Genomic DNA, 13,475 nt, shown 5'->3' on the forward strand with positions numbered 1-13,475 from the left:
GGGGAACTGCTCCGCTGGGCATACTTGCTTGTTTGCTTTTCGTGACTCCAATAAGGGCATGGATGAAATGCTTCATGAAGGCTTCACCCCTGCGGCTCTGCCTCCGCATCTCCGCTGCGGATCCTCGCCCCGAGGAACAGGACGAGGCCCATCAGCCCCAGGCCGCCGACGCACAGCATCATCCCCCCGAACGGAAGCGAGCCGTGAAGCGATGTCCCGATCAAGGGACCGGCGGTACCGCGGATGCCGAACAGCATGAGATGAAGGCCGAACACGACGGCCTCCCGGCCTCTGGCGAAGCGGAAGACGAAGGCCATGCAGCCGATATCCCAGACCGCGTCGCTGATGCCCTGGATGCCGCTGGCAGCCATCACGGCCGGGAATGTGCCGACCAGACCGTACAAGAACGGCACCGTCGTCATCGCCGTCAGCCCGCAGGCCATCACCGCCTGCGGCGAGAACCGGTCGATCGCCCACCCGGCGATGAGGTAAGCGAGCAGCATGCAGGCAAAATACGCCATCCGCAGGTAGCCGATCTGCGCATTGCTGAGCCCGAGCTCATGCACCTGGTAGATCGCGTATAGCGGACTGGCCAGCATGTTGCCGAAGCCGGCGAGACTTGTAGCGGCAAGGAAGACCAGGATCGGCCGGTTGCCCCGGATGAGGCGCAGCTGGCCGAACAGCGATAAGCGGAGCGCACTGCCCTTTCCTCCGGCAAAAAATCGCGGCACCTCGCGTACCTGCCGGAACGCAAGCAGCGACAGCGCCCCCGTCACTGCTGCCGTGAGCAGGGGCCCCGTGCTTCCGGAGGCATCGATCCACCGGCCGGCCACCCAGGCCAGCGGCAGCATCAGCAGGCCCATGACCACGCGTACATTGCCCATCAAGCGCCCTCGTTGGTCCGCCGGATAGAGCCTCGTCATCAAGGCGGCATAGGCCGGAGCCTGGATCCCCATGAGGAAGTGGAACACAAAAGCCGTAGCCACGAACATGACCGGCGACGCGTATAAGGCGGGGGCAATGAGCAGCAATCGCGCGATCAGATTCGGCAGCAGGAAGAACGGCTTCGGAGACCGCCCTTCCATCACACCCGCCCATGCGGGAGAGAAGAGGAGTCCGACAGCCGGCGCCGCGGTCAACAGGCCGACCTGCAGGTCGCTTGCGCCATGCTGCAGCGCAATCGGAATGTAGAATTGGTTGAATACCACGTTAAACAAGCTGAAGGCGGAGGCCGCGGTGATATCCCAGCGGAAGTTGTACCACGTCTCCCCGCTCATCCGCAGTCCCGAGAAATTGATAATTCTGTCTTCGTCCATGGTCCCGATCCATCTCCCAGCGCTGCTTCCTGCGATTGTTCATTCACTATGTAGGATTCTACTACGGAGTACAGCCCTTTCCCATGCCCATTTGCGATGAGTTCGGCCCGCACTCCTCTCTCTATTGACCGGACCGGCCCCACCCCTGCCCGCCGATACGGTTTAGTTATAATCGTTCTTTCCATTTTATTTCCTTTTCCCTTCCTTCATAATAAAGAACAGAAAGGAAGTGGAGCGGATGCATTACTTTGAACTCGAGCTTCAAATGACAGAGAGGCAGCATAAAATCCGGCAGCGAAGCCTCGGCGTGCTGCGCCAGGTCTGGCGTTCCTCACACGGGTATGCCATGAGCGTGCTCGTCTGGGTCGTATCGGCGGCTTAGTACCAAGCTGGTTAGTGCATCGGAATAGTATATCGGATGGAGGGGGATTCTGCCCCTTCCGCGGCTGTGCGAGCGTCCTGCTTGCCCGGGGCAGCCCGAACGCTGGACGGCCCTGCATACAAGAAGCGAAGGTCCCCATGTCCGGGAAGCCTCCGCTTCTTGTCTCTGCCTATTCTTGTCTCTGCCTATTCTTGTACCCGCTGGCGCCCTTCTTCCGACAGGGCCAGCTTCCCGCTGCGGGTCATCGTCTTCACATATCGGGCCTCGCGAAAGCGTAGGGCCGACCAATCCTCGTCGATGGCGATCTGGCGGACGCCTTCGAATCCGAGGCGGCCAAGCGGCTGCCAGCCCGTATCGCGCGTGATATCGGCTTTGTATTTCTTCGACGTCTTCTTCGGATAGGCGAACCAGAGCAGCTGGTCCGGTGCGCAGCGCCGGGCGGCTTCGGGCGCCAAGGCCTCCACCTCTGCGCCGCTTTTGCAGAAAACCAGCACCAATCCATACGGCTCCTCGCCCGCCTCATCAAGAGAAGCGCAAACCTCTCCGGCCTCCCGGAAAGCGTCAAGGAACGGACCGAATTCCTCCGGTGCCTGCAGCACTAACATCCGTGTCCGGCCTTTGTAATTCAGCTTCTTGAGCAGCTCATTCATAGCGTTCTCTCCTTCTTCATCCTTGTTCTCTCAGTATACAAGATTTGGGTCAAGCTGACTTGAACTCCGGCAGCCGGAGGATTACACTAGAGTGGACTGGAAAATTTTCGGACATCATTATCCCTAGGTGAGAGGCGGTTATCCAAATGAAAAAACGAACACTCGGCCGAAGCACGCTGGAGGTCTCGGCGCTCGGGCTCGGATGTATGGGCATGTCCGACTTCTACAGCGGACGGGATGAAGAGGAATCGGTCCGTACCATTCACCGGGCCCTCGAGCTCGGCGTCACTTTCTTGGACACGGCCGACATGTACGGTGTGGGGCGGAACGAAGAACTCGTCGGGCGGGCCGTGAAAGACCGCCGGGACAGCGTCATTCTTGCCACGAAATTCGGGAACATGCGCAGCGAAGACGGCCAGTTCCTCGGCGTGAACGGCCGGCCGGAGTATGTCCGGTCCGCCTGCGAAGCGAGCCTGCGCCGCCTTGGTGTGGATCATATCGACCTGTACTATCAGCACCGGGTCGATCCGAATACCCCGATCGAAGAGACGGTCGGTGCGATGGCCGAGCTCGTCAATGAAGGCAAGGTCCGCTATATCGGGCTGTCTGAAGCGGGTCCCGCCACGATCCGCCGGGCACACGCGGTCCATCCCGTGACCGCTTTGCAGACCGAATATTCGCTGTGGAGCCGCGATGTCGAAGACGAGATTCTGCCCCTCTGCCGCGAGCTCGGGATCGGGTTCGTGCCGTACAGCCCGCTCGGCCGGGGCTTCCTCACGGGCCAGATCCGGAAGTTCGAAGACCTCGCCGAGGACGATTACCGCCGCTTCTCTCCCCGCTTCCAGGGCGAGAACTTCCAGAAGAACCTCGACCTCGTCGAACGGATCCGGGAGATTGCGGCGGCCAGGGACGTACAGCCTTCGCAGCTCGCGCTTGCTTGGCTGCTCGCCCAAGGAGACGATATCGTGCCGATTCCGGGCACGAAACGCAGAACCTATCTCGAAGAGAACGTGGGCGCACTCGGCATTGAGCTGACGCCGGAGGAGCTCCGCCGGATCGACGAAGCCGCGCCGAAGGGTGCCGCTGCCGGCACCCGCTATCCGGAGACCAGCATGAGCTCCCTTAACTTGTAAACAGCCGCGGTTCAATGAACCCCGGATCTCGGAATCCAACATGAACCTTTACTCACACCTACAAAAAAACACGCCGCGATGGCGTGTTTTTTGATATATAAGAATGTATATCTCGCCAAGGCTCGATCCTGTCTTCTTATATATCTCATAAACGCGCACCGTCCTTAAAAGACGGCGAAACCGTTGATCTTGTGCCGGGGCCGATGCCCTGAACCCTGCTGAACAGAACACGAATTGTCGGATCGCTGTCCGAAATCCATGTTACGCTATCCATGAAAGGAGGGGATGACCGGTGCTGCTGGATTCCATGAACCGGGCTCTCGCTTATATTGAGGAGCATCTGACAGATGAGATCGATATGCAGGAGGTGGCAAGAATCGCACTTTGCTCGGCGTATCATTTTCAGCGGATGTTCTCGTTTCTATCGGGGGTCTCGCTTGCCGAATATATACGCCGCCGGCGCCTCACGCTTGCTGCTCTGGACCTTCAACACCAGGATATCCGAATCATCGATATCGCGGTCAAGTACGGCTATGCCTCGCCCGACTCCTTCACCAGAGCCTTCCAGCAGCTGCACGGACTCACGCCGTCCGAAGCCAGAAGGTCCGGACAGCCCCTGAAATCCTACTCGCGGATGACCTTTCAATTAACGATTAGAGGAGGAAGCGAAATGAACTTTCGTATCGTAAACAAAGAAGCCTTCCGCATAGCAGGTATCCACAAACGGGTCCCCATCCAATTCCACGGGGTCAATCCGGAGATCGCGGCGATGTGGGAAAGCTTGGACCATGACACCATTACCGAACTTAAAAAGCTGTCGAACGTCGAGCCTTCTGGATTGATCAGCGCCTCCACGCACTTCTCGGAAGGACGGATGGAGGAGCGGGGGGAGTTCGACCATTATATCGGCGCCGCCACGACCGAGACGTGCCCCGCGCATCTGACAGCCCTGGAGGTCTCCGCATCCACATGGGCCGTATTCGAAGCCGTCGGACCGTTTCCGGATACGCTGCAGAATGTGTGGGGACGTATTTATGCCGAGTGGTTCCCCTCCTCCAGCTACGAGCTGAGAGAAGGTCCCGAGATCTTGTGGAACGAATCCAAGGAGATCGACTCCCCTACGTTCCGCAGCGAAATCTGGATCCCGGTCGGGAAGAGACCGCAGCGAACCGACGATTGAAACGAATCGGAAGAGTCTGTATATTGATCTCAGGTGATGGCTTATCGAAATGATGCCCTATGTTCTTGTGCACGGTCTGGTTCTTGTTGGTTTTGCTGCTGTGATTTATATTAAGCATTGCTATGGCAGATGGCCCGGTGCGTCGGCATTTCTAGTCCTTGTTATCTTGCTCTATATGTATGTGGGGCTTCATGGACGTGATGTGGCGAAAGCCGTCGAACTATTGTTTAGGCTCCTGTTGAAATAATGCTTGGGCGGGCCTCTGCTGGATCACAAGAAAGATATGCGCAAAGGGCTTGGCAGATGCCAAGCCCTCTCTTGTCGTACATTTGTTCCTCAGGCACAGGTCGTACTCAGCTGTTCCTGCCGGGCTACCCCTGGCTATCCGCCGGGAACACGAGCCCGATCTGTCTGCGCGCTTCCTCGATGACTTCCATGGCGGCAAGGGAGACCTCGAGCGAATTGACGGAGGACTCCGTCTTCCCTTCTTCCAGTAGCGAGGTGAACTCCATCACTTCGTAGTACATCGAAGGCTGATCCGTCGGCTGCGTCAAGTCCTCTACCCGTCCGTCCTTGTAACGGATCTCAACGCGGCCCGGCTCATTGATGCGGTCGATGACCAGCGTACCGAGCTCGCCTTGAATCTCCGCAGGGAGGTAGGAGTTGGCGATCTTGGAATGCATGATGACCGCGTCCATGCCCCCGTACTTCAAGAGCAGACTGCCCTCCCCGTCGACGCCGGACTCCAGCATGACAGCCTCGGCCTGAACGCGCTCCGGCTTGCCGAAGAGAACCACCATCGGATAGATGCAGTACACGCCGAGATCCATCAGAGACCCGTTCGAGAATTCGGGCTTGAACGCGTTCAGAACCGTCCCCTGCTTGTAAGCATCGTAGCGCGACGAATATTGGCCGTAGCTCGCCGTATACCGGCGGATGGGGCCGATCTTGTGCAGATTCTCCTGCACGGCCCGGAAGCCCGGCATGAACGTCGACTTCACCGCTTCCATCAGCAGCACGCCGTTGCGCTTCGCTGCACCAATCATCCCTTTCACTTCCCGGGCATGGGAAGCGATGGGCTTCTCGCAGAGCACGTGCTTGCCGTGATCCATCATCTGTACCGCATACCGTGCGTGCAGGGAGTTCGGACTGGCAATATAGACAGCCTCGAACTCCGGGCTTGACCCGAAAGCCTCGAGGTCCGTATACACGTGCGCAATGCCGAACTTCTCGGCAAACTCCCTGCCTTTCTCCTCTGTGCGCGAATATACGGCGGTGAATTTCACTTTCCCCGTAAGCAGCGCAGCTTGGACGAGCGTCTCCGTAATCCAGTTCGTACCGATGATACCGAAAGTAACCATAACAGCCATTTCCCTTTCTTATGTAAGAATTCATATAGCGTTCTGTAAGATAAGCGATGCCTATCTCCCCAGTATAGCAGAAATGGCCGCACCTCCCCAAAGGCCCTTCCCCGCCGTCCGTTCCGCTTTATTCGGCAGCGCGTTTTTGATAGGATGGAAGGATGGCTGCACCTATGTCGAAGTCGAAGAAAGAAGGATGCTTATGCGTACGGAAGATCAGGTCCGAAGAAAAGTGAACGAGCTGCTGCTCCAAAAGAAAACGGTGGAGGAGCGTCTCGCCGCAGCGCCAGAGGAAAGCAAGCCCAGCCTGCAGGCCGACCTCGACCGGCTGGAGGATATGATCCTGCTGCTCGAGTGGGTGCTGAACAAGCCTGTCGGCAGCTACCACGCTTAAGGTAAGCTCGCAGGCTCAACGACACTGAAAACAAGAGGCGCCCGCCGTCTCTTGTTTTTGTGCTGCTCAGATGCCTAACGGCACAGAAGAACCGAATCTTCAGGTTTCCTTCGTGCGAAGCTGGGAACCTTTGGGGCAGAACTTCCGTCTAGTTGGATAGGAGCGTTCCGTTTCCCTTATAGACTTCCTACGAATCAGCTAGAGGTGATGACTTATGACACGATACTATGCCCGCGTTGCCCCGCTGGTGCTACTCTCCCTTCTGCTCTCCGCTTGTTCTCTCTCCCCCGTTCCGAAGGAACGTGGTGAAGGAGCAGCGTTGGGCGGGCTGATTGAAGCTGCTGGGGCTGCAGCCACAACCGAACCCCGCTACGTGAAGCCCGAACGGCTCGCGGCGGTGCAACTGACCTTCGGACGGGCCGATTCCCTTACACTTCAGCAGGTTCCGGCTCCGGCTGAGCCTATGCCTGCGAGAGTCTACGAATTCAAGCAAGAGCCGGGGTTGCCCTCCTGTTCGGTCTACCTGTACGAAGAGAAGTCCGAAGCGGGTCAGTCGATCCGCGCTTACCTCAAGACACAGGACGCTTGGTATGCGGCCGGAGCGTCCGGCGGAGACGGTGCGGCGGCTGTACCGGTGCGGCTTCTGCCCCGGGGAGCCGGAGCAGGTCCCGAACTCGTCATCGGCGGAGCCGAAGACGACAGCTATGCCGCGATGGTCCGCTCGCTCTTCTACGATGAGGAGACCGGCACTTGGAGGATGCAGGAATACCAGGGTCATGACGTACGCCGTATGGATCTCGACGGAGACGGGCAAGAGGAGTGGGTGAGTCCAGCTGTGAACTGGGTCCCCCCGAGCGTCGGAATCTACCGCTGGAATCAGGACTCCCGGGAGTATGAGTATACCGTGACCGAGAATGAAACGGCGGCGGCTTTGGGTCTATCGGAGGAACAAGACGAGATCCCGAGATATGCCCTTTTGTTCCAAGAGTCCAGCGGGTGGATCATCGAATCCGGCTCCTCGGACCGGTACGCCTTCTTCCGGTACGACGGCGGCAAGCTCGTTCCGGCCGTTCTTCCCGATTCCCGCAGCCGGCTGATGGATCTCAGGCGGCAGCAGGGTCACCGTCACTAGCTGGCAGCTCCCTGTAAGTTGAGGATGCGGACAGCAGGAATATTCAGTTACTATAGAAATCCGCCATTGGAGGCTCAGTACCGGATGAAACAGAATAAATATGATGATGCCGGTTTTTTCGCCAATTACAGCCGGATGCCCCGTTCGACCGGCGGGTTGGATTCTGCCGGAGAATGGCCCGTCTTTCGAGGAATGCTGCCCGAGCTGCGTGCCAAGAGGGTGTTGGATCTGGGCTGCGGCTTTGGTTGGCACTGCCGGTATGCGCGGGAGCGCGGGGCCTTATCGGTAGTGGGGGTGGATCTGTCGGACCATATGCTGGCCCGGGCCCGGGCCATGACGAACGACCCGCAGATTGAGTATCGGCGGGTCGCTATTGAAGATATCGACTTTTCAGAAGGGCAATTCGATGTCGTGATCAGCTCTCTTGCATTCCACTATGTCGAGCCATTCGATAGGCTCTGCAGCCAAATATATCGCTACCTTGCCCCCGGAGGTACCCTGGTGTTCTCGGTTGAACATCCGATCTTCACTGCGCTCCCTGAACAAGATTGGTACTATGGTTCCCAAGGCGAGAAGCTGCATTGGCCTGTCGACCATTACCATATCGAAGGGCCGAGGCAGGCTAGATTTCTGGACCACGATGTGACCAAGTACCATCGAACGGTAACGACTTATCTTGGCTCCCTGATTGCTTCCGGCTTCCGGATTGAACAGTTCTCCGAGCTGAAGCCAACCCAAGACATGCTGGACCAGCATCCGGCCTGGCAGGAAGAAACCCGTCGCCCTATGTTCTTGTTGATGGCAGCGTCCAAAACTTAATTCCATCCGAAAGCCTACTTCAACGAAGACACATCATTCTCTACATTCACCGCTTGTTCGAGCACCCACATGAAGTACAGGGCTTTGGCCGCTTTCGCACGGGTTACGACGGCTGCCGGTTCGAGCTCCGTTCCGTTCACCATCTGTCCCCTGGCAATTCCCTTCTCGGACCGGATAAGCCCCAGTTCATAGGCATCCTTGACTTTGGGAGCCAAGTGAGGCGCGATCTCCGCAGTATCCGTCAGCTGTCCATACGAAACCAGAGGATAGTACATGACGCCTCTGGCCCCCGAGTCCAGATTCGGGTCGTAACCGGGGTCGCCAGGCACGAGCGTTGTCCCGTTATAATCCGTCATATACTTCGGCTTCTCCGTGAATTTCGCATGGTACGCATCGTCGAGAATGGCGCCCATCGTTTCGCGGGTCAGCTCCCCCTTCGGGTAGCCGGCGAATGTCGATTTTTTTAAGTTCATCAGCTTGGAGAGACTCCGGATGAATTCGTCAACGGTCATCTTCGCATCCGGGCGGAAGTTCCCGTGGCGGTCCTTGCCCATCACGCCCAGCTGAATCAGCTTCTCAATCTGATTGCGGTAATAAGCGCCTTCGCCGGTCGTTGTATCCTTGGCCATCTCCGGGAAGACCCGCGACCAGTTGCCGGATACGGCCGCAGCCTTGACGTCCTGCTTCAGGCAGGAGGCAATCGCAGCCGCTGTGGGATCGCCTGCCCCTCCCTTTTTCACGAATTCAGCGGCAACGATCCGGGCAAATTGTTTGGCCAGCGCCTCTTTGTAGTGCGTGCCGTCAATCTTCTTCGATGGGTGACCGTTGGCGTAGCTCCCGTCGTTCGTCTTGCCGGGGGTTTCTCCGGCTTCAATCGACATGAAGATGGCCGTCGTCGCTTCAACGCCGATCTCGTTATAGTACTTCAGGCTCTCCGAATTCAGATCGATGAGCGTCACTCCCGATTCTTCCGCCGCCTGTTTCATCAGGCCCGGGAACAGCCTTGTTTTGAACGAGTTGGTGTATGTCTCTCCCGGCTGTGCATTCCCCTTGACTCTGGACATCGGCGTCACCAGGACAGGAATCATGCCCCGTGCCCGGATGGCAGGAAGATAGATTTCCTTGATGTAGGTCTCGTACATCGCTTCCGTTGCCCCTCTGCCATAGCGCCGGTACTCATCCGTGCTTTCGTCGTTATGCCCGAACTGCACCAGCACATAATCCCCGATGCTGCCTGTCAGCAGAATATCGTTCAGCCTGCCTTCGGTATAAGCACTCTTGAATGAACGCCCGCCCATGGAATAGTTGGTCACATTCACTTTGCGCCGGTCAAACATCGTGTCGATGATTTGCCCCCAGCCGCTCATCGGCGCTTCGTCGAAGGTATAGGATTTGACTGTGGAATCCCCAAGGGTGAAGATCGTCGGAAGACTTCCGGCCGCACGCCGCTGCTGCGGGATCGGCTGCAGCACAATCTCCTCAATGCCGACAGGCGTGTTGACCTTATTCGGTTCAATCTCGATATCCAGGTAGTCCCGGCCGTTGACATACGTATAAGTCCATTCTTTGCCGCTCGCAGCAGCGGTATACTTCATGGGCACGAGCTTGGCCGCATCCCAGAATCCGCCCTTCAGCAGCCGGCTCGTCTGCATGCCCGACACCGATACCGTGGTGTCCGCCGCATCCGAAGTGGTTTTTACATACACGCTGTACGCACCGGGAGGAGCCTCGATCCGGAACGCCATACCGTAATTGTTATAATGGTCCTTCTCAAACTTCGGCTCCGCATAGAAAGCAGGCTCCGTTATATAAAACCCCGCTCCATCGGAGGTGATAGAGGCCGTATGCACTTCCCTGGAGGGCAGGGCACTCGTCTCTTTAACAAAGCCATAACCGATGGATGCGTCATACAGCGGCGCACCGTTATACACATCGTAGAGGACAGAGCGATACCCGGATCTGGGCTGGCTCGTAAAGTTGAACTTGTAGGAATTGGAATTCTCACCCCGCGCCGGCGCGCCCCCTTTCTCCGTACCTGTGATGGACGCTGCCGCGCCTGTTTTGCTGTGAACAGGACTAAAAACGGCTGTCAGCAGAAGAGAGCATAGAGCGATTTTCCAGACCTTTTTCATTAGCTGCACTTCCTTTCTCTGTTCATGCTAGTGATGTAACCGGATACAATACTTCGCAATTCCTCCATTCCAGCCTCCTTGGCAGCAGTAAGTTTATTTCCTATGCTGTACAGCATCATAGCAAAGGCAGCGTTCCCTATTCGACCACCAAATTTGCCAATTTCTAAAACTTTGCTATTTCCGCACTCCCGAAGCTCCCCTATGTTCTGTGCTTCTCCAGAAATTCAGGCTTATGCTTCAACGTGACACCATCCATATTCAGCGTCATTTTCCTGTACTGCAGCGGGGACATTCTCGTGATGAGCTTGAAATTCTTGTTGAAATGGGTGATGTTGACGTACCCGACCTGCTGCGCGATCTCGATCATTTTTAGACTGCTTTCTCTGAGCAGCCGTTGGGCTTCGCGAATGCGCAGGGTATTCAGATACTCGGGAAAGGAGAATCCGGTATACTTCTTCAGCATACGTCCCACATAGGAGGGGGACAAAAAGAAGTCCCTTGCCAGCTCGTTCAGCGTCAGGGGGTCCCGGAAATGTTCATTGCAGTGATGGACAATCTCCTGGATCGATTGGTGGATGGGCTTCACGGCCTGTTCCAGGCCGTCCGGCACTTTGCGTACAGCGAATAACAGCAGCTGGGCGAGCAGGGTCTTGAAATAGAAGTCCCTCCCCCTCCGGTCCGGCTCCGAATATTCGCTAATCATCTGCAGGATGATATTTTCCAGGAAGGCCTGCTCCTGCAGATTGAGCTGAATCACCCGGTGGGGATCGGCGAATGGAAGCAGCAGGTCCGGCTGCTCGGTGAGCAGGGAATGGATATAAGCATCGGTAAAATAAACGACAAACCGTTCATGCTCCGGTTCGCGGGCGGCCATGGTTTTATGCAGGACATTCTTATGGATGAACACCAGCGCCCCTTTCTCGATGCCATAGCACTGGCTTTCTATATAGAAGTGCCTTTCCCCGGACATTAGGTAGTACACTTCGTAGTAATCGTGATAATGGTACTTGAGGAAGTTAAATGGAGTCACGATCTTGGAGATGGATACCTCAAAATCACCTTTCATGGACATCATTCCTCCAAACGACAACGGGTTGGATTAAGATGTACATAGTATAAACCAAGATTCATAGGAGGGGAGAATCAAAAAAAGCCATCCCATGGGGGAAGGCAGCGTACACCATGAAGCTTTAGCTCTGATCGGCAAGCATACTCTCCAGCCTCGTCTTTACATCCGGCCATTCTGAAACAATAAAGCTGTAGTAAGCCGAGTCTCTGATGTAGCCATCACTCAAAATCCGATGACTTCGGAGTATCCCTTCCGACATTGCGCCTATACGCTCCATTGCCCTTAATGAACGGGTGTTGCGGGAATCGGCTTTAAGCTGTACCCGAACCGTACCCAGCGTTTCAAAACAATGTCGAAGCAGCAAGTATTTGCACTCGGTGTTAACACGGGTTCTCCACACGTCTCGGGCAAGAGCTGTCCAGCCGATTTCCAGGTGTCTATGTTGGGTGGAAATGTCGGCAAACCTGGTCGTTCCTACGATGCGATCGGTCTCCATGTCGCGAATGACAAAAGGCATAGCAAGTCCTCTGGCCCGTTCCTCTAGAGCTGACTCCACATAAGTTTTCATATCGTCCATATTCCGCATACCTGGAGGGGAGTAGGTCCATATGTCCGGATCGTTCAATGCTTCGTAAAGCGGGGCAATATGGGAAGCTTCCATGGGAACAAGGGCTATTTTTACTCCTTGTAATATAACGGGTTCAACTTTCATCGGCTTTTCTCCTTTTCGTTGTTCAGTACGATTAGTACATTAGGATACAGAATAAATCGACAATTCAAAAGCGCCAATTCACTGTTTTTTCACCAGTCCACTTATCAGAGAACGGTATAAGCTTGAAGCAAGTTTAGTCTGCAGCAATCGGCATTGTTATGATATATCCAAGCAGGGTTATATCAGGAGAGGGTGCGATATCAAGTAAGCCCCCTTTATCCCCAAACACGGGTCCATACTTAATCGGCGGAATATCTGGGGGCAGAGAAACATTTAAACAGCAGGCTTCGTTTTTAAGTATGGAATAAATATGGAAATGAGTGGCATGTCAAATAAGGAGGGTCAGATCTATGAAGCTTTGGAAGTTCCGGCCCAACTGATCGATTCCAGCACCTATATTCCGGTCAGGTTTGTTTCGGAAGCTTTTGGAGCTTCGGTTAAGTGGGTGCCTGAATCCCGGCTAATCCTAATCCAAAGTGATGGAACAAAGTCTGAACCTTCGGAGAAGGAAGTAAACCAATGGCGACTCGAAGCTCAGCGACATTGGGATGCCAAGCACTAATCGTTGACATGGCAACTCCAAAGCAAAAGTATCGAGGCCTTGAAAGGAGCTTAGTTTATATGGTTCACGAAAAGATCAATATGCGAACAAACATAAGCAGGAGATTTCTGATTCTCCTTATTGCATTTTTAATCGTGGATGTATCATTAATTGTCCTTAGATTAAATTATTATTATTTTGTTATTGTGGATTGGAGCATTCCGTTGTTAATGCATACTATTCTCTTTGCATTTTTGTTCATAGTTTTAAAAAAACAATTTTTATGGGTCCCATTCGTTGGTACAATTTTATTGTTTTTTTTGTGGTCTATTACCTATATTACCTCTTTAATATTTGAGTGGAATAGCATATCACTTCATTCACCCAAGGGGACCGAAACCCTCACAATTAAGTATAGAACGGCGGTTCTTGGCGAAAGTAACCATTTTTATGAATTTTATCAAAAAGGTCTCTTTGGTACTCTACTTATGAGGAAGATTGGGGACGGGGATTTTTTTCGAATCGTTGTTTTTGATCGTAAGGAAACCCCCGATGCCATTAAAGCTTTAGGCGCCGGGGACCCGAGATGGGTAGATGAGAAGACAGTAATTTTTCATACAAAAGACGGGCAGAAACAAATACATTTAAAGTAGT

14 protein-coding genes are annotated in these 13,475 nt (G+C 55.0%); 8 read left to right on the plus strand and 6 right to left on the minus strand.

What is annotated here, in order from left to right; translation table 11 throughout:
* Positions 1-83 precede the first annotated feature (83 nt).
* On the minus strand, positions 84-1,316 hold the full coding sequence (locus O9H32_RS23735) for an MFS transporter (RefSeq protein WP_269868599.1): 1,233 nt from the start codon (positions 1,314-1,316) through the stop codon (positions 84-86).
* A 238-nt stretch (positions 1,317-1,554) separates the two neighbouring features.
* Between O9H32_RS23735 and O9H32_RS23740 the strand changes: the two genes are divergently transcribed.
* Entirely contained in the window at positions 1,555-1,698 is a 144-nt protein-coding gene (locus tag O9H32_RS23740) for a hypothetical protein (RefSeq protein WP_269868600.1), read from the plus strand.
* 185 nt (positions 1,699-1,883) lie between these two features.
* On the opposite strand, the gene O9H32_RS23745 is transcribed toward O9H32_RS23740, so the two are convergent.
* Positions 1,884-2,348 (minus strand): DUF3052 domain-containing protein, encoded by a 465-nt coding sequence (locus O9H32_RS23745; RefSeq protein ID WP_269868601.1) that lies wholly within the window; start codon positions 2,346-2,348, stop codon positions 1,884-1,886.
* A gap of 146 nt (positions 2,349-2,494) precedes the next feature.
* On the opposite strand from O9H32_RS23745, the gene O9H32_RS23750 reads away from it, so the two are divergent.
* A complete protein-coding gene (locus O9H32_RS23750; protein ID WP_269868602.1) occupies positions 2,495-3,481 on the plus strand; it encodes an aldo/keto reductase in 987 nt (328 codons plus the stop codon).
* A gap of 307 nt (positions 3,482-3,788) precedes the next feature.
* Positions 3,789-4,661, plus strand: a complete 873-nt coding sequence (locus tag O9H32_RS23755) for an AraC family transcriptional regulator (RefSeq protein WP_269868683.1) — start codon at positions 3,789-3,791, stop codon at positions 4,659-4,661.
* Positions 4,662-5,032: 371 nt separating this feature from the next.
* Here the strand turns inward: O9H32_RS23755 and O9H32_RS23760 are convergent, their stop codons facing one another.
* Entirely contained in the window at positions 5,033-6,022 is a 990-nt protein-coding gene (locus O9H32_RS23760; RefSeq protein WP_269868603.1) for a Gfo/Idh/MocA family protein, read from the minus strand.
* Between the two features lie 202 nt (positions 6,023-6,224).
* On the opposite strand from O9H32_RS23760, the gene O9H32_RS23765 reads away from it, so the two are divergent.
* From O9H32_RS23765 to O9H32_RS23775, 3 genes are all read left to right on the plus strand, one after another.
* Complete coding sequence (locus tag O9H32_RS23765) at positions 6,225-6,416, plus strand: hypothetical protein (RefSeq protein WP_269868684.1); 192 nt, start codon at positions 6,225-6,227, stop codon at positions 6,414-6,416.
* Between the two features lie 214 nt (positions 6,417-6,630).
* The gene (locus O9H32_RS23770; RefSeq protein ID WP_269868604.1) at positions 6,631-7,548 is read left to right on the plus strand and encodes a hypothetical protein; all 918 of its coding nucleotides are present in this window, start codon (positions 6,631-6,633) and stop codon (positions 7,546-7,548) included.
* An 84-nt stretch (positions 7,549-7,632) separates the two neighbouring features.
* Positions 7,633-8,367: a class I SAM-dependent methyltransferase gene (locus O9H32_RS23775; RefSeq protein ID WP_269868605.1), complete on the plus strand. Its 735-nt coding sequence runs from the start codon at positions 7,633-7,635 to the stop codon at positions 8,365-8,367.
* A gap of 14 nt (positions 8,368-8,381) precedes the next feature.
* Here the strand turns inward: O9H32_RS23775 and O9H32_RS23780 are convergent, their stop codons facing one another.
* The 3 genes from O9H32_RS23780 to O9H32_RS23790 all read right to left on the minus strand — a co-directional run bounded on the left by O9H32_RS23780 (position 8,382) and on the right by O9H32_RS23790 (position 12,280).
* Positions 8,382-10,499: a GDSL-type esterase/lipase family protein gene (locus O9H32_RS23780; RefSeq protein ID WP_269868606.1), complete on the minus strand. Its 2,118-nt coding sequence runs from the start codon at positions 10,497-10,499 to the stop codon at positions 8,382-8,384.
* Between the two features lie 199 nt (positions 10,500-10,698).
* On the minus strand, positions 10,699-11,565 hold the full coding sequence (locus O9H32_RS23785; protein WP_269868607.1) for a helix-turn-helix transcriptional regulator: 867 nt from the start codon (positions 11,563-11,565) through the stop codon (positions 10,699-10,701).
* 124 nt (positions 11,566-11,689) lie between these two features.
* Positions 11,690-12,280 carry a GNAT family N-acetyltransferase gene (locus O9H32_RS23790; RefSeq protein WP_269868608.1) on the minus strand — a complete coding sequence of 197 codons (591 nt, stop codon included), beginning with the start codon at positions 12,278-12,280 and terminating at the stop codon, positions 11,690-11,692.
* 325 nt (positions 12,281-12,605) lie between these two features.
* On the opposite strand from O9H32_RS23790, the gene O9H32_RS23795 reads away from it, so the two are divergent.
* Together O9H32_RS23795 and O9H32_RS23800 are read left to right on the plus strand one after the other, a co-directional pair.
* Complete coding sequence (locus O9H32_RS23795; protein WP_269868685.1) at positions 12,606-12,842, plus strand: copper amine oxidase N-terminal domain-containing protein; 237 nt, start codon at positions 12,606-12,608, stop codon at positions 12,840-12,842.
* Positions 12,800-13,474 carry a hypothetical protein gene (locus O9H32_RS23800; RefSeq protein ID WP_269868609.1) on the plus strand — a complete coding sequence of 225 codons (675 nt, stop codon included), beginning with the start codon at positions 12,800-12,802 and terminating at the stop codon, positions 13,472-13,474. Before O9H32_RS23795 ends, O9H32_RS23800 begins: the two co-directional genes overlap by 43 nt.
* The last annotated feature ends 1 nt before the right edge of the window (position 13,475 follow it).

The organism is Paenibacillus caseinilyticus, assembly GCF_027533645.1.
GTDB lineage: Bacteria > Bacillota > Bacilli > Paenibacillales > NBRC-103111 > Paenibacillus_G > Paenibacillus_G caseinilyticus.